The sequence below is a fragment of the Sphingomonas sp. NBWT7 genome (assembly GCF_014217605.1).
Classification (GTDB): Bacteria; Pseudomonadota; Alphaproteobacteria; order Sphingomonadales; family Sphingomonadaceae; genus Sphingomonas.
Genome location: NZ_CP043639.1, coordinates 621,767 through 640,283 on the forward strand (window position 1 = coordinate 621,767; position 18,517 = coordinate 640,283).

Annotated in this window: 24 protein-coding genes; 19 read left to right on the forward strand and 5 right to left on the reverse strand. The window is 63.6% G+C overall.

All coding sequences use genetic code 11. The features are described 5' to 3' along the window. Positions 1-36: 36 nt before the first annotated feature. From pspA to F1C10_RS03120, 9 genes are read left to right on the forward strand one after another with little or no spacing between them, the layout of a single operon-like run. On the forward strand, positions 37-717 hold the full coding sequence (gene pspA / locus F1C10_RS03080) for a phage shock protein PspA (RefSeq protein WP_185208709.1): 681 nt from the start codon (positions 37-39) through the stop codon (positions 715-717). A 1-nt stretch (position 718) separates the two neighbouring features. Beyond that, the gene (pspB, locus tag F1C10_RS03085; protein ID WP_185208711.1) at positions 719-1,006 is read left to right on the forward strand and encodes an envelope stress response membrane protein PspB; all 288 of its coding nucleotides are present in this window, start codon (positions 719-721) and stop codon (positions 1,004-1,006) included. Next, a complete protein-coding gene (pspC, locus tag F1C10_RS03090) occupies positions 1,006-1,389 on the forward strand; it encodes an envelope stress response membrane protein PspC (RefSeq protein WP_185208713.1) in 384 nt (127 codons plus the stop codon). The genes pspB and pspC overlap by 1 nt, the downstream gene beginning before the upstream one ends. Before the next feature lie 23 nt (positions 1,390-1,412). Continuing rightward, the gene (locus tag F1C10_RS03095; protein WP_185208714.1) at positions 1,413-1,709 is read left to right on the forward strand and encodes a hypothetical protein; all 297 of its coding nucleotides are present in this window, start codon (positions 1,413-1,415) and stop codon (positions 1,707-1,709) included. Positions 1,710-1,736: 27 nt separating this feature from the next. Next, positions 1,737-2,066, forward strand: a complete 330-nt coding sequence (locus F1C10_RS03100) for a hypothetical protein (RefSeq protein ID WP_185208716.1) — start codon at positions 1,737-1,739, stop codon at positions 2,064-2,066. A 12-nt stretch (positions 2,067-2,078) separates the two neighbouring features. Further along, positions 2,079-2,378, forward strand: coding sequence for a hypothetical protein (locus F1C10_RS03105; RefSeq protein ID WP_185208718.1), 300 nt, complete (start codon positions 2,079-2,081; stop codon positions 2,376-2,378). 33 nt (positions 2,379-2,411) lie between these two features. Continuing rightward, complete coding sequence (locus F1C10_RS03110) at positions 2,412-2,660, forward strand: hypothetical protein (RefSeq protein WP_258043032.1); 249 nt, start codon at positions 2,412-2,414, stop codon at positions 2,658-2,660. A gap of 15 nt (positions 2,661-2,675) precedes the next feature. Beyond that, positions 2,676-2,915, forward strand: coding sequence for a hypothetical protein (locus F1C10_RS03115; RefSeq protein WP_185208719.1), 240 nt, complete (start codon positions 2,676-2,678; stop codon positions 2,913-2,915). A gap of 46 nt (positions 2,916-2,961) precedes the next feature. Further along, positions 2,962-3,378, forward strand: a complete 417-nt coding sequence (locus tag F1C10_RS03120; RefSeq protein WP_185208721.1) for a SufE family protein — start codon at positions 2,962-2,964, stop codon at positions 3,376-3,378. Between the two features lie 7 nt (positions 3,379-3,385). Here the strand turns inward: F1C10_RS03120 and F1C10_RS03125 are convergent, their stop codons facing one another. After that, a complete protein-coding gene (locus F1C10_RS03125) occupies positions 3,386-3,688 on the reverse strand; it encodes a polyhydroxyalkanoic acid system family protein (RefSeq protein ID WP_185208723.1) in 303 nt (100 codons plus the stop codon). Continuing rightward, positions 3,685-4,116, reverse strand: coding sequence for a VOC family protein (locus F1C10_RS03130; RefSeq protein ID WP_185208725.1), 432 nt, complete (start codon positions 4,114-4,116; stop codon positions 3,685-3,687). The genes F1C10_RS03125 and F1C10_RS03130 overlap by 4 nt, the downstream gene beginning before the upstream one ends. Positions 4,117-4,256: 140 nt before the next feature. On the opposite strand from F1C10_RS03130, the gene lnt reads away from it, so the two are divergent. After that, positions 4,257-5,804, forward strand: a complete 1,548-nt coding sequence (lnt, locus tag F1C10_RS03135) for an apolipoprotein N-acyltransferase (protein ID WP_185208727.1) — start codon at positions 4,257-4,259, stop codon at positions 5,802-5,804. Positions 5,805-5,860: 56 nt separating this feature from the next. After that, positions 5,861-7,072, forward strand: a complete 1,212-nt coding sequence (gene metK / locus F1C10_RS03140; protein WP_185208729.1) for a methionine adenosyltransferase — start codon at positions 5,861-5,863, stop codon at positions 7,070-7,072. 21 nt (positions 7,073-7,093) lie between these two features. Here metK and F1C10_RS03145 read toward each other — a convergent pair whose 3' ends face one another. Then, positions 7,094-7,735 (reverse strand): phosphatase PAP2 family protein, encoded by a 642-nt coding sequence (locus F1C10_RS03145; protein WP_185208731.1) that lies wholly within the window; start codon positions 7,733-7,735, stop codon positions 7,094-7,096. Positions 7,736-7,798: 63 nt separating this feature from the next. On the opposite strand from F1C10_RS03145, the gene F1C10_RS03150 reads away from it, so the two are divergent. The 4 genes from F1C10_RS03150 to F1C10_RS03165 all read left to right on the forward strand — a co-directional run bounded on the left by F1C10_RS03150 (position 7,799) and on the right by F1C10_RS03165 (position 12,740). After that, entirely contained in the window at positions 7,799-8,482 is a 684-nt protein-coding gene (locus F1C10_RS03150) for a tRNA (guanosine(46)-N(7))-methyltransferase TrmB (RefSeq protein ID WP_185208733.1), read from the forward strand. A 139-nt stretch (positions 8,483-8,621) separates the two neighbouring features. Continuing rightward, positions 8,622-9,185, forward strand: coding sequence for a polysaccharide biosynthesis/export family protein (locus tag F1C10_RS03155; RefSeq protein WP_258043033.1), 564 nt, complete (start codon positions 8,622-8,624; stop codon positions 9,183-9,185). A 64-nt stretch (positions 9,186-9,249) separates the two neighbouring features. Next, on the forward strand, positions 9,250-10,560 hold the full coding sequence (locus F1C10_RS03160) for an outer membrane beta-barrel protein (protein ID WP_258043034.1): 1,311 nt from the start codon (positions 9,250-9,252) through the stop codon (positions 10,558-10,560). Positions 10,561-10,607: 47 nt separating this feature from the next. Beyond that, the gene (locus F1C10_RS03165; protein ID WP_185208737.1) at positions 10,608-12,740 is read left to right on the forward strand and encodes an AAA family ATPase; all 2,133 of its coding nucleotides are present in this window, start codon (positions 10,608-10,610) and stop codon (positions 12,738-12,740) included. A 2-nt stretch (positions 12,741-12,742) separates the two neighbouring features. On the opposite strand, the gene F1C10_RS03170 is transcribed toward F1C10_RS03165, so the two are convergent. Further along, positions 12,743-13,687: a formyl transferase gene (locus tag F1C10_RS03170; RefSeq protein WP_185208739.1), complete on the reverse strand. Its 945-nt coding sequence runs from the start codon at positions 13,685-13,687 to the stop codon at positions 12,743-12,745. Between the two features lie 89 nt (positions 13,688-13,776). Between F1C10_RS03170 and F1C10_RS03175 the strand changes: the two genes are divergently transcribed. The 4 genes from F1C10_RS03175 (at position 13,777) to F1C10_RS03190 (ending at position 16,926) form a co-directional block, all read left to right on the forward strand. Further along, positions 13,777-14,280, forward strand: a complete 504-nt coding sequence (locus F1C10_RS03175; RefSeq protein ID WP_219729780.1) for a glucuronosyltransferase — start codon at positions 13,777-13,779, stop codon at positions 14,278-14,280. Then, on the forward strand, positions 14,217-14,786 hold the full coding sequence (locus F1C10_RS03180; RefSeq protein WP_185208741.1) for a glycosyltransferase: 570 nt from the start codon (positions 14,217-14,219) through the stop codon (positions 14,784-14,786). The genes F1C10_RS03175 and F1C10_RS03180 overlap by 64 nt, the downstream gene beginning before the upstream one ends. A 61-nt stretch (positions 14,787-14,847) precedes the next feature. Continuing rightward, positions 14,848-15,924 (forward strand): glycosyltransferase family 4 protein, encoded by a 1,077-nt coding sequence (locus tag F1C10_RS03185; protein ID WP_185208743.1) that lies wholly within the window; start codon positions 14,848-14,850, stop codon positions 15,922-15,924. A 3-nt stretch (positions 15,925-15,927) separates the two neighbouring features. Then, positions 15,928-16,926, forward strand: coding sequence for a glycosyltransferase family 2 protein (locus tag F1C10_RS03190; RefSeq protein ID WP_185208744.1), 999 nt, complete (start codon positions 15,928-15,930; stop codon positions 16,924-16,926). Positions 16,927-16,945: 19 nt separating this feature from the next. On the opposite strand, the gene F1C10_RS16635 is transcribed toward F1C10_RS03190, so the two are convergent. Beyond that, positions 16,946-18,334, reverse strand: a complete 1,389-nt coding sequence (locus F1C10_RS16635) for a sugar transferase (protein WP_258043035.1) — start codon at positions 18,332-18,334, stop codon at positions 16,946-16,948. Between the last annotated feature and the right edge of the window lie 183 nt (positions 18,335-18,517).

The window sequence follows — 18,517 nt, forward strand, 5'->3', positions numbered from 1 at the left end:
AGCCTATAAAAGGGCGTCACCCAGGAGTTTTTGTTGATGGGCATCTTTTCCCGAACCCGCGACATCGTAGCCGCCAACATGGCGGAATTGATCGAGAAGGCGGAAGATCCCGCCAAGATGATCCGCATGATCATCCTCGAGATGGAAGAGACGCTGGTCGAAGTGCGCGCGTCGGCAGCCCGGACGATCGCGGACATCAAGGAAATGCGCCGGCACGTCGCCAAGCTTTCCGACATCGAGGCAAATTGGACCGAGAAGGCCGAACTCGCGCTGTCGAAGGATCGCGAGGATCTCGCCAAGGCGGCGCTGATGGAGCGGCAGAAGGCCAGCGACATGATCGATCAACTGCGTGCGGAGGTCGGCGTGCTCGACGATTCGCTGCGCGGATCGGAGGAGGACATTGCGAAGCTGCAGAATAAGCTGCGCGAGGCGCGGACCCGGCAGAACAGCATCGCGACGCGACTGGAGAGTGCGAACAACCGCACCAAGCTGCGCGAGATGTGGAACGGCCCGCGCACGCACGAGGCGTTCAGCCGCTTCGACATGCTCGAGCGGCGCGTGGACGAGGCCGAGGGACGCGCGGACGCGCTGGGCCTTGGCGCATTGCCCAAGAGCCTGGACGAGGAGATCGCCGAGCTGAAGGCGTCGGATCGTGTCGATGCCGAACTGGCGGCGCTGAAGGCGCGCCTCAACAACCGCACCAACGGGGGAAAGTGAGATGGAGGACATTCTCGTCCCGATCTTCGTCGTCGGCATCCTCTTCATCGGGCTGCCGTGGCTGATCATGCACTATGTGACCAAGTGGAAGCAGGCGCCGGGGTCGATGACCGCGGAGGACGAAACGCTGCTCGACGACCTGCATTCGCTGGCGCGGCGCCTCGAGGATCGGGTGAATACGGTGGAGCGCATCGTCGCCGCCGACAACCCCGATTTCCGCCCTGGCATCGCCGAGTACCGATCCGATCCCGATTACCGGCTCGAAGACCGGACGCAGAGGAGGAACTGATGGCCGACAACAGCCGCACCAAATTCTATCTCAACCGCCAGGAGCGCAAGTGGAAGGGCGTGTGCGCCGGGATCGCCGATTATACCGGGATCGAGGTGCTGTGGGTACGGATCGCGATGATCCTGCTGACGCTCGCCGGCGGCTTCCCGTGGACGCTGGTTGCGTATCTGCTGATTAACTGGATGGCGGAGGATCGCCCGGCGGGCCTCTATGGATCGCCCGAGGACGTTAAGTTCTGGCAGGGCGTGCGTTCCAATCCGAAGCGGACCACCGCCGAAGTGCGGAGCAAGTTCCGCGAGCTCGACCGCCGGCTGGCCGACATCGAGACGCATTACACCAGCCGCAACACGCAGCTCGCCGACGAGATCGAGCGCCTGCGCTGATCCGATAAATCGGGAGACACTCGATGGATTTTCACGGTCCGTTCTTCGTCCTAGCGATCATCGCAATCTCGTGCAGTGCCTGGCTGATCAACAACTGGATCCGCGCCAAGCATGGCTATTCGATAAGCGACGACTGGGGCCGCAACATCGGCAAGGCCGACGCCCCGGCGAACCGCCAGCTCGAGCTGCTGACGAACGAGAACGAGCGGTTGACGGGAATGGTAAGCCGGCTCGAGCAACGGCTTTCGGTACTTGAGCGGATCGCGACTGATCCCGCGACACGCACCGCGCACGAGATCGAGCAGCTGCGCGATCGCTGACGAAAACATCGAGAGGGAGGATAGAGCATGACCGCCGCAGAGAAGATCCAGCTGTTCAGTGCGCTCGCCCCGATGATCGGCACGCTGGGTGTCGCGGCGATGCTGGGCTGGGTCGCGACAACCTGGATGCGCATCCGCAACGGCTATCCGCTCGACGGCCAGTGGGGCCAGGCTCTGTACCCCAAGCGCGACGACGAGACGATCGAGCGGGTCAAGCTGCTGACGCAGGAGAACGGCCAGCTGCGCGCCGAATTGGGCGCGATGAAGGACCGGCTGCAGAACGTCGAGCGGATCGTGACCGACAGCGGCCACCTGCTCAGCCAGGAAATCGAGCAGCTGCGCGATCGCGCGAACTAAGGGACGCAACCGATGAATAAGTACGGCTTCGTGATCGCCTTCTTTCTTATCGTCGTCGGCCTGCCGACGGTGTTTGGGATCGGCGGCGAGATGTTCAAGCGCTGGCTCAAGCACAAGGAGCGTATGGCGGAGGCGCTGACCGCGCAGACCGCGGAGAAGGCGGCGCAATATGCCGCGCATACCGAGCGGCTGGAGCAGCGCGTGCGCGTGCTCGAGCGTATCGTCACCGATCACGGCGTGTCGCTGGCGTCGCAGATCGAAGAGCTGCGCACGCTGCCCGACGCCGGCGTGACATCCGCGCGGCCGAACTGAACCATCCGATCATTCGATCAACAGGAGTTACCGATGCCCTGGTCCGTCGTTTTCATGGTTATCGCGATCGTCATGATCACATCGATCGCGCGCGTTTCGAAGGAGAAGTATCGCGCGATGGGTCGCGCCGAGGAGGGCGGAGCGCTGCCTGCCGATGCAGTCGCCGGGCGCGAGGAGATCCGCCAGCTGAAGGAGCGGATCGCGGTGCTCGAGCGCGTCATCACCGACAATCACGGTAGCGCCGATCTGACGCGTCAGATCGAAGAACTGCGCAACCGCTAAGTGGAGCCGACGATCATGTCCGATCCGAGCCTTTACCTCACCATCACGACGGCGGCGCTCGCCGGCCTCGTCATCCTCGTCCAGGCGATGCTGACGGGTTGGCGCGGCTGGCTACAGCTCAAGCAGCAGGAGCTTCGCCAGGAGAGCGATGCTCGCGCCGTCACCCCCACTGGAACGACGGCGCGGATCGAGATCGCGGACCTGAAGGAGCGTATCCGCAAGCTCGAGGCGATCGCCGCCGGCGTCGACCTTTGATCGCGCCGGTTGCCGCGTCACCGGCCAGTCGTTAGGCGCCGCGGCGATGGCCGACACCACCCCTGATCTCGCGGCACTGCGCGATGAATATGAATTCCTCGAGGCCGACGATCGCTATCGCTTGCTGATCGATCTTGGCCGGTCGCTCGAGCCGATGCCCGAGGCGCTGAAGACTGACGCGACTTTAGTGCGCGGATGCTCCGCCTCCGTCTGGGTCTATCCGACGCGGCGCGAAGACGGGACGCTGCACTTCCTCGCCGACAGCAACGCCGCCATCACGAAGGGCATCATCGCGCTGGTGCTGCTGACGGTGCAGGATCGCGAGCCGCACGAGATCGCCGCGACCGACATCCCCGGCGCGCTGGCGCCGTTCGATCTCAAGAACCAGCTCAGTTCGAACCGGACGCAGGGCATTCCCAACATGATCGCGCTGATCCGCGAGACGGCGGCGCGCTACCTCTAGGACGCAATCATTCGAGCAGCTTGGGCGCTTCCTGCTGCAGCTTGGCGCGAATCTTGTCGGAAAACAATGCCATGAAGGCGGGCAGCTCGAAACTCGCGTGAACATTTGTCTCGCGGACGTCGAGTTTCACCGCGACGCGCTGGCCAAGCCCCTCAACCGTGAACAGCAACGTGTCGCCGCTCCAGCGATGCTCGGTCACCGCGCCGCCGGGGACGAAATCGGCGAGCTTGCCGAAGCTGCCGGCGATCCGCGTCTTCGCCTGCGCGGTGCCGAGCTTGTGCGGGATGTCGATCTCGATCGGGGCGGTCATGCGCTGGGCTCCGTAGCGAATAGCTGAGCGTCGTCCGCGAACGCCTTGAATTCGAGTGCGTTGCCCGATGGATCACGGAAGAACATCGTCGCCTGCTCGCCGGCCTGGCCCTTGAAGCGGATGTGCGGCGCGATGCCGAACGGTACGCCCGCCGCCTCCACCCGCGTCGCGAGCGCCTGCCAGTCCGCCATCGTCAGCACCACGCCGAAGTGCGGCACGGGTACGTCATGGCCATCGACCGGGTTGCTCGATCCGGCGGGGCGCACCGCGTCATCGAGATGCGCAACGATCTGGTGACCGCCCAGATCAAAGTCGATCCAGCGATCGCTCGAACGCCCTTCGCGGCATCCGAGCACGTCGCGGTAGAAACCGCGCGCCGCAGCGAGATCGTGGACCGGAAAGGCGAGGTGGAAAGGGCGTAGTGTCATGGGCGGATGATACACCGTAGGAGAGCAAGCGTCACTATATGTCTTGCCGTGGGGTTGTCGCCGCCGATGGGCTGCCGCAAGAGCGCCGGCGGTCGCCCGCACCGGGCGGTGCGCCGCGAACAGCGGGCGGGGCGATGAGGATGCAGTTGCCAGCGTTTGTTTCCGATCTTCGGTCGTTGTGGGCGTCGCTGCCGCTCGGCGCAGCGGCGGCGTGCGGGTTTGCACCGCTGCAATGGTGGCCGCTGACGCTCGCCGCTGTCGCGGGCTGGATCGCGCTGGTGCATCGGGCCCCGACGATGAAGGCTGCGCTGTGGCGCGGCTGGGCGTTCGGCGTCGGGCATTTCACGATCAACAACAACTGGTTCCAGCACGCCTTTGATTTCCAGGATAAGATGCCGCCCGTGCTCGGCTATGCCGCGCCCCTCGCGCTGGCGCTCTATCTGGCGGTCTATCCGGCGTTCGCTGCGGGCGCCGCATGGCGCGTACGACGGCGCGACGTCGACGGGGGATTCGTGCTCGCCTTCGCCGCGGCGTGGATCGTTGCCGAGTGGCTGCGCAGCGTGATGTTCACCGGCTATGCTTGGGATCCGCTGGGCGTCATCTGGGTGCCCGTGCAGCCCGTTGCGGCGATTGCCGCATGGATCGGAACCTATGCGCTGTCCGGTTTGACCGTCGTGCTCGCAGGGTCAATCCTGTTGGTGCCGCGGCGTGCGACGACGATCACGGGCGGGGTGGCGGCGTTGGGCGCGCTGCTATGGGCGCAGCAGACGAGTTACCGCACTGTGCCGGTGGGCAACGCCTCGGCGGTCCGCGTCCGCGTGGTGCAGCCCAACGTGCCGCAGGACGCGCGTGGGGAGAGCGACGGCGAGATGATGCTCGCCAAGCTCTCGGCGCTCTCGGGACGGGCGGGGCCGACGCCGCGACTGATCGTGTGGCCCGAGGGCGTGGTGCGCGACTATTTCGAGGACGGCTATCCGACGCAATATTACGCTGCCGATCCGTTCTGGATCCGCTGGCGCATGGCGCGGCTGCTCGGCCCGCGCGACTTGCTGCTGACCGGCGGGACGGCGCTTCAGTTCGATCGCCGCGGCGAGCCGGTGACGGCGACCAATTCGGTGTTCGCGATCGATCCGCGCGGGCGCATCCGCGGGCGGTACGATAAGGCGCATCTGGTGCCGTACGGCGAGTATCTGCCGATGCCGTGGCTGCTGAAGCCGCTCGGGCTCGATCGGTTGGTGCCTGGATCGATGGACTTTGCCGAGGGGCCGGGGCCTCGCGCCCTCGACCTGCCTGGTCTCGGCGCGGTGGGCATGCAGATCTGCTACGAGATTATCTTTTCGGGTCAGGTCGTCGATCGGACGAGGCGCCCGCGCTTTCTGTTCAACCCGTCGAACGACGCGTGGTTCGGCAAATGGGGCCCGCCGCAGCATCTGGCACAGGCGCGGATGCGGGCGATCGAGGAGGGGCTGCCGATCGTTCGCGCGACGCCCAACGGCATATCGGCGGTGATCGCGGCGGACGGTGCGCTGGTGGCGACCATACCGCACGAGCGGGCGGGTGCGATCGAAGTGCCGCTGCCCCCGGCGCGACCGGCGACGCTGTTTGCGCGTGTCGGCAACTGGATGGCGGCGATCGTCGCCGTAATGCTGGCGGCAGCGGCCATTGCCATCCGCCGCCGCCGCCGATAAGGCATATAAAGCTATCTTTATATCGTTATCTCCTCAACAATTCTGCCGGAGCGACCATGCGCGAATCGTACCTCTTCACCAGCGAATCGGTCAGCGAAGGGCATCCGGATAAGGTCGCCGACCAGATTTCCGATGCGATCGTCGACCTGTTCCTGTCGAAGGATCCCGAGGCACGCATCGCGTGCGAGACGCTGACAACGACGCAGCTCGTCGTGCTGGCGGGCGAGATCCGCTGCAAGGGCGTGTACGAGAACGGCGCCTGGGCGCCTGGCGCGGAGGAGGAGATCGAGGCCACCGTCCGCAATACGGTGAAGCGCATCGGTTACGAACAGGACGGCTTCCACTGGCAGACGTTTCGGTTTGAGAACAATCTGCACGGACAGTCGGTGCAGATCGCGCAGGGCGTGGACGCGAGTGGCAACAAGGACGAGGGCGCCGGCGATCAGGGCATCATGTTTGGCTTTGCGTGCGACGAGACGCCCGAGCTGATGCCGGCGACGCTTTATTACAGCCACCGCATCCTGCAGCGCATGGCGCAGGATCGTCACGCGAGCACCGCGCCGTTCCTCGAGCCCGACGCCAAGAGCCAGGTGACGCTGCGGTTCGAGAATGGCGTGCCGGTCGCGTGCACCGCTATTGTCGTGTCGACGCAGCACGCCAAGGGCTATGACGAGGGCGAGAAGAAGGCGCAGCTCCACGCCTACGTCAAGCAGGTGGTGGCCGACGTCCTGCCCGCGCCGCTGCTGTCCGACGCGACCGTCTATCACATCAATCCGACCGGCAGCTTCGAGATCGGCGGACCCGATGGCGACGCCGGGCTGACGGGGCGCAAGATCATCGTCGACACCTATGGCGGCGCCGCACCGCATGGCGGCGGCGCGTTCAGCGGCAAGGATCCGACCAAGGTCGATCGTTCGGCGGCGTACATCACGCGCTATCTGGCGAAGAACATCGTCGCGGCAGGGCTCGCGAAGAAGTGCACGATCCAGCTCGCCTATGCGATCGGGATCGCCAAGCCGCTGTCGCTCTATGTCGATACGCACGGCACGGGCACGGTGGCCGATGACCGGATCGAGGCGGCGATCGCCGGGATCGGCAAGCTTGGTGGTATGACGCCGCGCGGCATCCGCACGCACCTTGGCCTCAACAAGCCGATTTACCAGACCACCGCTGCCTACGGGCATTTCGGGCGCGCGGCGGAGGGCGACACCTTCCCGTGGGAGAAGCTCGACCTGGTCGACGATCTGAAGGCCGCGATCGCCGCCTGACGCGATCTCCGGGCGCGTCCGTCAGCTCGGATGCGCCTCCGCCTCGGCCAGCACTTCGTCCGTCGTCCCCGCTGGCCGCGCACGGCGCAGCGTTTGGCCGGCGGCATCGATCAGCGCGCCCGCGGCCTGATCGGCGACATAGCCGATGACGGCGCCGACCAGCACGTCGCTGGGATAATGCGCGCCGCGCGGAAGCTGGAGCGCGGCGACGGCGAGCGCACCGCCGCGCGCCGATACCGCCAACTGCGGCTGGGTTGCGGCAACCGCCTGCGCGACGGCAACCGCACCGGCGGTGTGGCCCGACGGGAACGAGTTGAAGTCGGTGTCGCCGCCGCCCTTGCCGGCGCCGGCGTGATGCTTACCGTCGCGTAGCGCACGCTGCGGCCGCGTCCGATCAATCGACCGCTTGAGCAACGTTTTGCCGCCGGTGGCGAGGGCGTGCGCGAGGAGCATGCGCAACCCGGTGCGCGCGACGGCGGGTCGACGCATCACCAGGCCCGACCCAAGCGTGACGAGCGACAGTGCCACCATCGGCGGCTGATCGGCCACCTCGCTCGCCGAGCCGAGTAGCGCGACCGGCTTTATCCGACGCAGCGCCGCGACGTCGCCGACGAGGCGGTGTTCGGTGCTGGCAGCCTTCTTGGCGACTTTCGCTTTTCCCATTGAGCTCGAACATTCGTGCACCGGCTTTGCTCCCGCCGATGCGCGCGGTATGCGCCCGCCCGCATGAACGACCCAGCTACTATCCGCCGCCTGTACGGCCGTCGACAGGGCCACAAGCTGCGCCAGGGACAGGCCGATCTCGTCGAAACGCTACTTCCGGCGGTTGAGGTGCCGGCGCAGGGCGCGATCGATGCGCCCAGCCTGTTCGGCGACAACCGGCCGTTGCGGCTCGAGATCGGCTTCGGCGCCGGCGAACATCTCGCCGCGCAGGCAGACGCGGCGCCACATGTCGGCTTCATCGGCTGCGAGCCGTTCCTGAACGGCGTCGTCGGCGCGCTCGGCCATATCCGCGATGGTGCGCTGGACAATGTGCGATTGCACATGGGCGACGCGATCGACGTAATCGAGCGATTGCCCGACGGCGCGCTCGACACGGTGTATCTCCTGCACCCCGATCCATGGCGCAAGGCGCGGCATGCCAAGCGCCGGATGGTGAACCATGGCTCGCTCGACCTGATCGCGCGCAAGCTTCGACCGGACGGCGTCTTTCGATTGGGGACGGACGATCCGACCTATTGCCGCTGGGCGATGATGGTGATGAACCAGCGGCGCGACTTCAGCTGGACGGCGCGCGAGCCCGCGGACTTTCTTGTCCGCCCCGACGACTGGCCCGAGACGCGCTACGAGCGAAAGGCGCGGCGGCAGGGGCATGAGGTGTGGTATTTCACCTATGTTCGTGCGGAATAGTAGGTTCCGCCGAACCAGCCTTGCGTTTCCTGATCTTCGCACAATCGGCAGGTACGCGTTGCGCCCGATCGGCGGCTATGCAAAGCACGTTGCTAGTCTGTCGTTCACCTTATTGTTTCGAGGCTCTATGCTACAGCGGTTGGCGTTGCTTTTCGGCTTTGTATTGCTCGCGACCGGCTGTGCCGAGAAGGGGGATGGGCCCATCCTAGCGTCGGGCGATCGCTACGCCGCCGCGGACATTGCGAGCGACTACCGTCTGGGCGTCGGCGACAAGGTTCGCATGACGGTCTATAACGAACCAAATCTGACGGGCGAATTCTGGGTCAATCCCGACGGCACCTTGGCGCTGCCGCTGATCGGCAGCGTGCCGGCGCGCGGAATGGTGGTCGCCGACATCGCGCGAGACGCAACGACGAAATTTGCCGATGGCTATCTGCGGCAGCCCAAGGTCAGCATGGAGGTCATTACCTTTCGTCCGTTCTACATTCTCGGCGAGGTGAGCGCGCCCGGTGAATATCCCTATGCCTCGGGACTGACCGCACTCAATGCGATCGCCACCGCCAAGGGATTCACGCCGCGTGCAAACCGCGATGTGATCCGTATTCGCCGGCAAGGGGAAGCGAACGAAGTCAACTATAAGTTGACGCCGGAACTGGTGGTTCATCCCGGTGACACGATCAGGATCGGTGAGCGGTTCTTCTGATTGGCGCTGTGAAGAGGCATAATGTCTTGCCTCACATGGTGAATGGCGACACAACGTTTTGTCTATGGGGGGCAGTTCACTCTTTGCGGGCGGTCGTGCCAGGCTGACGGCTATCGCTGTTGCTGCCGTTGGCGTGCCGACGGGGGCAGTGGCGCAGGATGGTCTGGTCGTGCAGCCAGCGGTGCCGCAGGGGTTCGATCGCGACCGCAACGTCGGTGTGCTGCAACGACCGCGACCGTCGTACGATGCGCTCGGTATCAGCGTCGGAGGCCTGCTCTTCTTTCCCAGCGTCGAGGCCGGTGGCGGGGGTACCACGAACGCCTATCTAACGCGCGACAACGAGACTGCCGTTCCGTTCGTTTTTGTCGAGCCGGCGGTGACGATGCGGTCGATCTGGTCTCGCCATGCGATCAGTGCACGAGCGTCCACTGCACGCCGCGACTATATCGGGCAGTCGCGACGCAACGAGCGCACATGGGATCTTGGCGCCAGCGGGCGGCTCGATCTTGGGCGGACGATCGAGGTGACGGGCGAGGTACAATCTTCGCTCGACTTCGAGAACCAGTTTACCGGCGAGATCAACTCCGCCGTTGCTGCCGTGTCGCGTTTCCGTCGCAACTTCATCTCGCTGCGCGGCGAATATACGTCTGGTCGACTACGGGCGTTCGTCGTTGGCGATTATACCGACTTCCGCTTTCGGCCGCTCCCCCTTGGTGATGGCGCATTCCGTGACCAGACTGTACGCGACCGGAACCTCGCGCGAGTCACGGCGCAAGCCGAATATGCGCGTACGCCGAGCGTTTCCGTGTTCGCGCAAGTAAACTATACATCGACGACCTTCGTTAACCAATTGGTCGGCGCAAGCAGCCGCGATTCACAGACGATCCGCGCCAGCGCAGGCGCAAATGCGGATATCGCAGGACGGCTCCGCGGGTCGATTGCGTTCGGTTACAGCATTCGCGACTATTCAGCCGCAACGTTCGAGACGATCCGTGGACTCGTGGCAGAGGGTCGGTTGGATCTGTTCCCGTCCGAGCAATTTACGATCACGGCAACGGCGCGCCGGACCATCGAGGATTCGACGTTCGGCAATCGCCAGCCGTTCTGGGATAATCGCTTCGGGTTGCGCGGTGATTATGAGGTACGGCGGAACCTTATCGTCTCCGCTACCGGCGACTACGCCTTTCAGAATTACCTGGGGTCGGATCGTGAGAACAGCAGCTACCGCGCTCTCGCAGGCGCGCGGCTTCTGGTATCGCGGCGGCTGTCGTTCGACGGGTCGATCAGCTACGCACGTCGACGATCAAACGTCGATCTTGCTACCGACAATTCGGATGAGGGCCGCATTCAAGCGGGGCTCACCTATCGTATCTAACGTATCGCGCTGCAGATCAGCGGCGAATCACGGGAAGTCAGACGAAGATGGAAGTCAGACACGAAGCCGATGAATATGAGGCTCGGCTCGCCGATGTAATCAGCATCGTGCGAGATACGGTGCGGCGGCGCTGGAAGATCATGGCTGCGGTTACCGCGGCGATTTTCGTTGCCGGCGTCGTGCTCGTGTCGCTGATGACGCCGCAATACACTTCGACGGCGAAGGTGCGTCTTGACCCATCGCGCAATCCGCTTGCGACGAATGCGAACCAGACGCGCGCGGAGTTGACGCCCGAGGCGATCGAAACCGAGGTCACCGCGATCCGGTCGCTTGATCTCGCTCGCCTCATCGTCCGCCAGAACAAGCTCGACACCGATCCCGAGTTCGCCGGGAAACTTGATAAGAGCGGCACGACCTTGAACAACAGCGAGGCGCGGGCAAACGCCATTGCCGCCGCGGTATTGTCGCATTTGTCGGTTGATCGCGAAAAGCTGACCTATGTTCTCAATGTTCGGTTCACCTCGACCGATGCGTTGAAGGCGGCGAAACTTGCGAATGCTTTCGCCGATGGATACATCGCGACTCGAACGACCAACAAGATCGGCAATGCCGAGCGGCAGAGCGCATGGTTCGAGCAACGCCTGAACGAACTCGCCAATGAGGCGCGCCAGGCTGAAGCGCGCGCCGCCGATTTCCGGGCGAGTTCGGGGGTCGTCGAAAGCGCCGCAGCTAATAGCGCGGCTGGCACCGTCGCCGATCAGCAGGTTGCGCCACTTGCGGGCGGGCTGGCAGCGGCGGAGTCCGACGCGGCTGCGGCGCGCGCCAACCTAGAGGCAGCACGCGGTCAAACGCGCCGTGGCGGGCTCGATGCGGTCTCTGAAGTATTGAAGTCGCCGACGGTCGTTCAGTTGCGCGCGCAACGCGCCGAAGCCCTGCAAAACAAGGACGCCGTGGAGGCGCGGTACGGCGAGCGCCATCCGGAGAGTATTCGCGTTCGCGAGCAGTTGAGTTCGATCGACGCGCAGATCGATGCCGAGGCACGCCGTACGATCGGTTCGCTTCAGGCGACTGCGGCGGCGGCCGAAGCGCGCGCTTCGAGTCTTCGCAGCTCGCTGGGCCAGTTGGAGCGCCAGCGCGAGCAGACGACGCGCGCCTCGGTGGCTGCAGACAGCCTCGAGCGCGAGGCGGCGGCGAAGCGCGCGTTGTACGACAAGATGTCGCAGATGTCGCTCGAGAGTATGCAGGCGGCGCGCCTGTCGATCGCGCAGGCCGAAGTGATCGATCGTGCCGAGCCGCAGAGCCGGCCGACGTCACCGAACAAGCCGCTGCTCTACGCCCTATCGCTACTGGTCGCCTTGGCGGCAGGCGCAGGCACGATCGCAGTGATGGAGATGACAAGCGGTGGCTTCCGATCGGTCGAAGACGTGCAGACACAGCTCGGCGTCCCGGTACTGGCTGTCGTTCCCAAGGTGGCGAAAGCGGAGAATCCAAACGATTTGCTGCTTGATCGGCCGACGTCGATGTTCTCCGAATCGTACAGAATCGCGCGCGCGGCTATCCTCGGTGTTCGCGGCACGCGCGCACCCAAGGTGATCGCCATCACGTCCTCGCTGCCGGCGGAGGGAAAGACGACGTCCGCGGTCGCGTTCGCGCGCACGCTGGCCACCGCCAACGCGCGGACGCTGTTGCTGGAATGCGATATTCGGCGCGCGGCTGTCCGCCAAATCGTGCGCACGCCGGCGCCGACAGTCGGCCTCGTCGAGGTTTTGCATGGCGAAGCAAGCCTCGACGAAGCGATCCAGCGCGGCGACGTCGCCAATCTCGATCAGCTACTCGTCATCAGCCCTTATTTCTCGGCCGAAAATCTGTTCGGCGAAGGGCGGATGGAGCAGTTGCTGGCGACGCTGCGCGATCGCTATGATCACATCATTCTCGATCTGCCGCCGCTGATGGGCTTGGCCGATGGCCGTTTCCTGGCGGTACTTGCTGATGCGACTGCGTTGGTCATCAAGTGGAACAGCACGCCGATTTCGGCAGCACAGTCGGCGCTGAATTGGCTGAAAGGCGACGGCAGCAACCCGGTGGGCGTAATCTACACGCAGGTCGATCCGTCGGCGCATTCTGTCGGCGGACTTTATTATTACTCGAAACAATATTCAGACTATTATCAGGCCAATTGATATCACGCTCGCCGCAACGGCCATGTGGCGAGCGCCAGCGGCGAGAAGCGGCGCTGCTTCACGTCGATCAACGTGACGGCGCCCGCGGCCGCCAGCGTGTGACACCCATCGTTGAACGGAGCGGCGCTGCGCGGCGCTGATAGTTCGGTGATGATTCGAGCGCTAATCCGTTCGGGCGTCAGGGTATCGATTTGTGCCACGCGGACGCCGCTGCCGTAGGTTTTGACGCAGGACTGCAGCGGCAGGTACATGACATCGTCTTGCACTATCGGCGTGCCACCGGGGCGTGCGCCGGCCGGGTCGCGTAAGATCGGGCCGTCGCCGCACGCAGTCCATGGCCCGGCGAGGCAAGGGGCATGCGCAGCGTAAAGCGCGGTCAGGCGCTCGCCAATCGGGTGCGCGGCGGCATAGAATAGCCACCAGCGATCGTTCCGGCGAACAATCGTCGCGTCGAGCGGAACGTGTGGCAACGCTATCTCATATGATCGAACCCACCGGTCCGGGAATGCGGCTGATCGATAAAGCCAGCTCGTTCCAGACTGATGCGCCTCGGGCAGCATCCAGATGTCACCATCGGCTTCGAAAACATAAGGGTAGGAAAGGTGCCAGCGTTCGCTGATCACCGTTTTTTGCGACAAGATTTGAAATTTATGGCTAAACGTGATTGCATCGATCCGCCCTCGACCGCTGACGTAGTCGAAGTTCTCTACGAATACGTGCAATTGGTCATCACGCCACAGCGCGAACGGATCAGCGAGATACGTTAGTCCACGCGTACCGGGAAGCCAGCTGATTGCGAAATCATCAAGCGAACCGCGCGCGAGGATGGAAGAAGCGTCTGCGTGGACGATGCCGCAGCGCCAGAAATCTTTTACCCATTCCATCTTGCCAAGCGGTACACGGTGTCGTTGTCGGTGGCGACTGTCCTTTGCTGCCAGATCGTGCAACGCACGCGTGCTTGCGATATCGACTGTGCTCGCGTACCCGTGCGACAAGCTAATTCGGAGGCTGACAGGCATCGAGGCAGGCTGCGCACGTGGTGCATCTGGCACCAACCAGGGGGCTCGGACGACCGGTGGCAGGTGATGGCAGATCGGGCTTCACGGTTCTCGCCGTTGCCTCGGGCGGCGGGCATTGGGAAGAGCTGATGCTGCTGCGTCCTGCGTTCGATGAGTTGGATATGGTGTTCGCGACCAACATTCGCGAACTGGCCGATCGTGAAGGGCTGACGCGCGTTCACATCCTGCCCGATGCAAATCGTGATGTTCCAATTCAGGCACTGCGGTGCATGGTTGCCTGTGCCAAATTGATCTGGCAGGTCCGGCCGCACATGCTGGTGACGACGGGCGCGCTCCCCGGGCTGTTCTGCCTCGTATTCGCGCGGATGCTTGGCGCGCGCACGGTGTGGCTCGACAGCATCGCTAATTCCGACCGGCCTTCGCTGAGCGGCATCTGCGCTATCCCCTTCGCCACGCAATGGTTCACCCAGTGGCGCCATCTCGAGACCAAGCGGCGTCGTTACGAGGGCGCGCTGTTATGATCGTGGTAACGGTCGGTACCCAGCTGCCGTTTGATCGCTTCATCCGGATCGTCGATCGACTTGCTCCGCAGGCGGACGAAGAAGTGTTCGCGCAGACCGGCCGTGGCGAGTATCGACCGGTGAACATGCGCTGGCAGAGTGTCGTGCCCCCGATCGAATTCGAACAGATGATCCAGCGTTGTTCGCGAATCGTATCACACGCTGGGATCGGTACGATCGTCATGGCGCAGAAACATTCGAAGCCGCTGATCCTCTTTCCACGGCTCGGTTCGCTCGATGAGCACCGCAACGACCATCAGCTCGCCACGGTCCGCGCGTTGGATGGCCGCACGGGCATCTACACGGCGTTCGACGAAGCCGATCTTGCCGCGTTGATCACGCGATCGCTCGCGCCGCCCGTGCCGGTCGAGCGGCATCCGGAGCGGGACCGTTTGCGCCACGCGTTGACATCGGTGCTTCAGGAAGAGCGCGCGCGGCTTTGGCGGCGCTCCCGTCCGCTTGCGTAGGGACCGTGGCGTGTCGCTGAACACCCATGTGTGTTGCGATCCGTCGGCACGAGGGGGCACGATGCTTATCCTCGGGGGGTCGGTTCACCATCCTGGAGGCCTGGAGGCGTTTTGCGAACGTGCGGTCGCCGCAATCAACGCGCATGGCCACCGCTGGCGAGCCGAATGGCGGACAACCGATAACGCGTATCTCACGGCGCGCCGCCTGCCTCGGGCGTTCAAGCGCCTCATGCAGAGCTTCTGGCTGGCGAGGCGTTACGACGTCGTGTGGCTGCAATGGAGTACGCTCGCCGACCTGTTGTTCGTGATTGCCATGCGCGTGCGCCGTGTACCGGTGATCGTCACCCCGCATCTTGGCGGTAATGCCCGTTTGCAACGGGTACGAATTCTGCGGGATGCAGCACGTCGGCTGCTGGGCCTGGCTGATCGCCTTGCGCTGCTTTTCGCCGCACAAGCCGAAGAGTTGTCGCTACCACGTGATGTGCCTAAGGTAACCGTGCGAAGCTTCCTGCCTCAAGCGGCGCTTCAGGTCGGGGGCGCTGGTGCACGCAGCGGCGCGCTTCGGATCATCCACGCCGGGCGGCTTTCCGAAGCGAAGGGGAGTTTTCGCGCGATTGCTCTGTGTGCGGCGCTACATACCCACGGCTATCCGGTCTCGGCGACGATCGTCGGTCGGGCGGATCCTGCGACGATGCGACAGTTACATGACGCTGCGGACCAAGCCGGGCTTCGACAATCGATCGATTTCGTCGAATGGCTCGATGAGACGCGCTTGATCGCGGCGTACGAACAATCAGATGTTCTGGTGCATCTGTCGATGATCGACAGCTACCCGTTGGTCGTTCTGGAGGCGATGGCACGCGGGGTAGTGCCCGTCGTGGGGCCGATGGCAGGCGCTGCGTCGATGGTGGCGCAATACGGCGGCTATGTCGCGGAAGATCCGATGGTCGAGGCGGCAGCGACGTGGATCCTACAACGACCCGTGCAACAACTCCGTGAGTATGGCACGAGTATCGCGGCGTTCGTTCGAGCTGACTTTGCATGGAATGTTTGCGGCGAACGCATCATCGCGCTGGCGGAGGAGGTGCGCGGGTCAACGGCCGCTCATGTTCCGCTGAAGAGGCGGGATGTGGCGTGACGCATGAGTGATATTCCCACGCCAACTGTCATGACGATCGGTATCAAGGCGCTTAACGAGGAACGGCATATAGCCGCGACAATCGAGAGCGCTCTTGCCGCTGCCCGACCGTTCGGTGGTATCGTTCAAGTGGCTGACAGTGGCTCAAGCGATCGAACGGTCGCCATCGCGCGAGGTTATCCGATAAAAATCGTACAGCTGGCAGACCCAACGGCTCGATCCTGTGGAGCCGGTGCGCAACTCGCTTTTCAGGGCATCGCGACGGAGTTCTTTTGCCTGATCGATGGCGATATGACGCTTCGCCCCGAGTTCCTCGTTGCTGCGGCACGCTACCTGCGTGAGCATGAGGACGTCGCGGGCGTTGGCGGCGGCGTGATCGAGCGCAATCTGGAGACCGAAGAATTTCAGATCCGCGCGGCCGCGATGTCCGGCGAGCGCCACCGCCGTACAGGAATCGTCGATCGTCTCGATGGGGGCGGTGTCTACCGCGTCGCTGCCATCGAATCAGTCGGGTATTTCTCCGACCAGAACCTCAAATCGTTCGAAGAATATGATCTTGGCGCACGACTGACGCACGCAGGGTGGAAGCTGGCGCGCATTTCGATCGACGCAGTTGAGCACCATGGCCATGGCGGAAACGGCTATCGTTTGCTTTGGCGGCGGCTGCGGTCTGGTCAGCTTAGCGGCGCAGGCCAGGTGTTACGTGGCGCCATCGGGCAAAGGCATTTGTGGATCGTCCTGCGGCAGCTGAAGCACCTGCATGTCGCGGTGGCGATCTGGCTTTGGTGGATCATCCTGGTGGGGGCTGCCATTTTCGTGCCCGCAGCCTTGCTTCCGCTGATCAGCGTGCCGATGGCATTTCTTGCCTATCGTCGGCACTCGATTCCGCTTGGCCTTTTTTCGTTTGCGATGTGGAATGCAACGGCCATCGGGATTGCCCTTGGTCTATGCCGGCGCCGTGTTGATCCGCGGCAGCCTCTTCCGGCTACCCTGCTGCGCTAAGCCTGCCGCGATACCCGCTTCAGAAGGCGTTGCGGTGAATGACGACGCGCAGCGTTGCGAACAGAATCACGATGTCGCGCCGCAGGCTCCAGCCATTCACATATTCGAGATCTGCGTCGAGGCGGTTCACCAAATCCTCTCGTTGGTGCGTGGCACCGCGAAAGCCGCGTACCTGAGCGAGACCCGTCAGGCCCGGCTTGCAAACGTGACGATGGTGATAGCGCTGATCGATTTCCCAGAACAGTTTGTCGCCAGCCAGTGAGCCGATCGCGTGCGGGCGTGGGCCGACGAAGCTCATGTCGCCGCGCAGGATATTGAGAAGCTGCGGCAGTTCGTCGATGCTCGTCGCGCGGATAATCTTGCCGACCCGCGTAACCCGCGCGTCATTTCGTGCGGTAGACACGCGACCGTCGTGATCCAGCAACTTGTGATGCATGCTGCGAAACTTGAACATCGAGAAGAGCTGATTGCCTTCGCCGACGCGGCTTTGGACAAACAGGACGGGTCCACGCGAATCAAGCCGTATGAGTAAAGCGACAATCGCGAGCAGCGGCGCCAGAAAGAATAAAGCCGGAATAACAATCGCGAGGTCAAGGATGCGCTTTTGAATGCGATCGCGCAGCTGCAGCCCGCCTGTCGAGACGAGGACGGAGGCAATGCCGGCGAAATGCTTGTTCCCGATGACCCCGATCGTGTCGAGTTCGGGAATAAGCATCTCCGTCTTGACGCCGCCCCCCTTTAGGATCGTTGACCAAGTTGATCGGCGCGCAGGGGGGCACGCGACGAAAACCTCGTCGATCCCGCGCAAATGACGCGCCAGTCGATCGAGCGCAAGCGGATGGATTGCGAGTTCGGTATCTCCAATCGGTTCGCAAGAGACGATTTTGAGCCCGTCCGGCAGCGGGATATTCACTCCGTCGACGATTAGCATCCGGCTCAGCGCCGATCCGCGAAAGACGCGTTCCCCGATCACTCCGACCACTGCTCGGCAGCCGAGTAACAGTCCAGCGGAGCAGATAAAGGCGATCACCGTGCTCAATCGTGAGATCAGCGACACCTCTTTGAGGAAAAACGCGACGAAAACGGTGACGAAGAATGCGGTGACAAGGCTCGCCAGTGCCCGCCAAGCAGACACACGCCAGCGTTCGATCGTGTCGGCGGTGAAATTGCGCGTGCTCAGCAGCAGATAGATTGGCACGATCGCGGCCAACAACGTGAAGCTTTCCGATGGGAGGCCCCGTGCTGCCGCGAGTAGACGCCCCGCAGCGAATCCGATCGCCAGCGACGCCAGATCGCAGACGAAGATCACTGAATAGAAACGCAGGCGCAGCCCGCGTTTGCCATCGGTCGGTACAGTAGGCGTCGCGACGGGCGTCAACCAATCGTGCGCAGCAGAGAAATCAGACATGCGCGCGAAATCGTCCCCACCCGTCCGGAACTGTCCGGTACCAGCCCTCCGGCACGATCCCCCCCGATTAGTCTGCCCTTGAAGCGGGACCGTGCAAATGCTGCATGAAACCAATATGGCGCGACCTGCAAGAGGTGGTTTCTTGTCGTCGGACGAATTGAAGAGAAAATGGCCTGTGATGAC

Bases quoted from the DNA above. Each gene is read 5' to 3' on its own strand.
- pspA (WP_185208709.1), top strand. From the start codon at position 37: ATGGGCATCTTTTCCCGAACCCGCGACATCGTAGCCGCCAACATGGCG.
- pspB (WP_185208711.1), top strand. From the start codon at position 719: ATGGAGGACATTCTCGTCCCGATCTTCGTCGTCGGCATCCTCTTCATC.
- pspC (WP_185208713.1), top strand. From the start codon at position 1,006: ATGGCCGACAACAGCCGCACCAAATTCTATCTCAACCGCCAGGAGCGC.
- F1C10_RS03095 (WP_185208714.1), top strand. From the start codon at position 1,413: ATGGATTTTCACGGTCCGTTCTTCGTCCTAGCGATCATCGCAATCTCG.
- F1C10_RS03100 (WP_185208716.1), top strand. From the start codon at position 1,737: ATGACCGCCGCAGAGAAGATCCAGCTGTTCAGTGCGCTCGCCCCGATG.
- F1C10_RS03105 (WP_185208718.1), top strand. From the start codon at position 2,079: ATGAATAAGTACGGCTTCGTGATCGCCTTCTTTCTTATCGTCGTCGGC.
- F1C10_RS03110 (WP_258043032.1), top strand. From the start codon at position 2,412: ATGCCCTGGTCCGTCGTTTTCATGGTTATCGCGATCGTCATGATCACA.
- F1C10_RS03115 (WP_185208719.1), top strand. From the start codon at position 2,676: ATGTCCGATCCGAGCCTTTACCTCACCATCACGACGGCGGCGCTCGCC.
- F1C10_RS03120 (WP_185208721.1), top strand. From the start codon at position 2,962: ATGGCCGACACCACCCCTGATCTCGCGGCACTGCGCGATGAATATGAA.
- F1C10_RS03125 (WP_185208723.1), bottom strand. From the start codon at position 3,688: ATGACCGCCCCGATCGAGATCGACATCCCGCACAAGCTCGGCACCGCG.
- F1C10_RS03130 (WP_185208725.1), bottom strand. From the start codon at position 4,116: ATGACACTACGCCCTTTCCACCTCGCCTTTCCGGTCCACGATCTCGCT.
- lnt (WP_185208727.1), top strand. From the start codon at position 4,257: ATGCAGTTGCCAGCGTTTGTTTCCGATCTTCGGTCGTTGTGGGCGTCG.
- metK (WP_185208729.1), top strand. From the start codon at position 5,861: ATGCGCGAATCGTACCTCTTCACCAGCGAATCGGTCAGCGAAGGGCAT.
- F1C10_RS03145 (WP_185208731.1), bottom strand. From the start codon at position 7,735: ATGGGAAAAGCGAAAGTCGCCAAGAAGGCTGCCAGCACCGAACACCGC.
- F1C10_RS03150 (WP_185208733.1), top strand. From the start codon at position 7,799: ATGAACGACCCAGCTACTATCCGCCGCCTGTACGGCCGTCGACAGGGC.
- F1C10_RS03160 (WP_258043034.1), top strand. From the start codon at position 9,250: ATGGGGGGCAGTTCACTCTTTGCGGGCGGTCGTGCCAGGCTGACGGCT.
- F1C10_RS03165 (WP_185208737.1), top strand. From the start codon at position 10,608: ATGGAAGTCAGACACGAAGCCGATGAATATGAGGCTCGGCTCGCCGAT.
- F1C10_RS03180 (WP_185208741.1), top strand. From the start codon at position 14,217: ATGGTTCACCCAGTGGCGCCATCTCGAGACCAAGCGGCGTCGTTACGA.
- F1C10_RS03185 (WP_185208743.1), top strand. From the start codon at position 14,848: ATGCTTATCCTCGGGGGGTCGGTTCACCATCCTGGAGGCCTGGAGGCG.
- F1C10_RS03190 (WP_185208744.1), top strand. From the start codon at position 15,928: ATGAGTGATATTCCCACGCCAACTGTCATGACGATCGGTATCAAGGCG.
- F1C10_RS16635 (WP_258043035.1), bottom strand. From the start codon at position 18,334: ATGTCTGATTTCTCTGCTGCGCACGATTGGTTGACGCCCGTCGCGACG.